General features: G+C 70.9%; 1 protein-coding gene and 1 pseudogene. Both read right to left on the bottom strand.

The genetic code is table 11. From position 1 onward, the window contains the following. A partial coding sequence (locus D7V80_RS40900) for a serine/threonine-protein kinase (protein WP_147447402.1) occupies positions 1–1070 on the bottom strand: 1070 nt, incomplete at its 3' end. 140 nt (positions 1071–1210) lie between these two features. After that, positions 1211–1551 (bottom strand): annotated as a pseudogene (locus tag D7V80_RS43360) (hypothetical protein); the annotation flags it as partial.

The raw sequence follows: 1551 nt of genomic DNA, 5'->3' as shown, positions 1-1551 counted from the left end.
GGCCTGGACGGCGCGGGCTCGACGGGCGCGGGCGCGGTGGGGTTGGTGCGCGTGGCGCGCAGGGTGCGGCGCAGCTTGGACAGGTGCTGACGCAGGGCATCCGCGGAGTTGGGGCGCGTCTCCGGGTCCTTGGTGAGCATCTGCAGGATGAAGGCGTCCACCGCGGGCGGCAGGTCGGGGACGAACTCCGAAGGACGGGGAGGGCGCGCCTCCACGTGCTTCATGAGCAGGTCCACCGGGGAGCTGCCGATGAAGGGCAGCCGGCCGGTGACGATTTCGAAGGTGACGACGCCCATGGCGTACAGGTCCGTCATGGGCCCCACGGACTGGCCGCGGGCCTGCTCGGGCGCCATGTACTCCGGGGTGCCGACGACCATGTCGGTGCGCGTCTGCGCGGTGCGGCCGGTGGGGCCTTCGCCGCGCTTGGCGAGCCCGAAGTCCAGCAGCTTCACGTAGCGCGAGCCGTCCGGCTGGCGCACGAGGAAGATGTTGCTGGGCTTCAGGTCGCGGTGCACCACGCCCGCGCCGTGCGCGGCGCCCAGGGCGGCGAGCACTTCATCCAGGAGGGACAGGGCCTCCGGGACGGGGAGGCGGCCCTTCTCCGCGAGGATGGCGTCCAGCGGCTGGCCTTCCAGGTACTCCATGACGATGTACTGGCGACCGTCGGGGAGCTGGCCGAAGCCGAAGATGTCGATGATGCCGCGGTGGCGGATGGCGTTGACGGCGCGGGCCTCCGCGAGGAGGCGGGCCACCTGTTCGGACGAGTGCGCCAGCTCGGGGCGGAGCACCTTCACGGCGACGCGCTTGCCGATGAGGGGCTGGATGCCCTCGTAGACGAGCCCCATGCCGCCCACGCCGATGCGTGCGCGCAGCTCGTACTCGCCCAGCTTCAGGCCGATGAGGGGGTCGGTGATGGCGGTCGCTTCGGTACCGGGGTGCTCCACGATGACCTTCGGTTCCGGTGGAGTCGGCTGGAACGACGACAGCACGACGGTGCCATCGCGAGGGCACACCGCCGTCTCGGACGGAACGGTGAGACCGCAGGTTTCGCAGATCAGCTCGGAAGACATCTCCACCACGGGGGAGCGTAACAGGTGAAATCCCGGGAAGCGAAGTCAGGGCCCGGCGCACGCCGGGCAAGCAGACAGGCACCTGCCCCCAGGTCGCGTTTTCTCACCCGCTGGTGTCACCCAGCGGGCGATGCAGTGAGTCAGGGCGTGGTGCGGCAATCCAGGATTGGCACCGTGCGTCCCTCGTTGCCCGGGTTCCCTTCGCTCTGGCCACCGCCGCCACCATTGGCGGGGTCGACGATGGCACCCTGCCCGAGAGTGACTCCCGCATCTCCGGCACACCAGACGCCGACGGAGGGCCCTCCCGCGCCGCCACCTCCGTGGCCTCCTCGTCCGCCAGCGCCACCCGCGCCGCCATTGCCTCCGTGACCGCCGAAGGTGTCGTAGGTCTCCGTGGTGCGGTCGACGCGGATGCTTGCACGACGTCCGCCGATGCCTCCGGGGCCTCCCGAGCCTCCATCTCCACCCGTCCCTCCCTGCC

The organism is Corallococcus sp. CA054B, assembly GCF_003611625.1.
Classification (GTDB): Bacteria; Myxococcota; Myxococcia; order Myxococcales; family Myxococcaceae; genus Corallococcus; species Corallococcus coralloides.
This window is presented reverse-complemented; position numbering and strand designations above follow the sequence as displayed.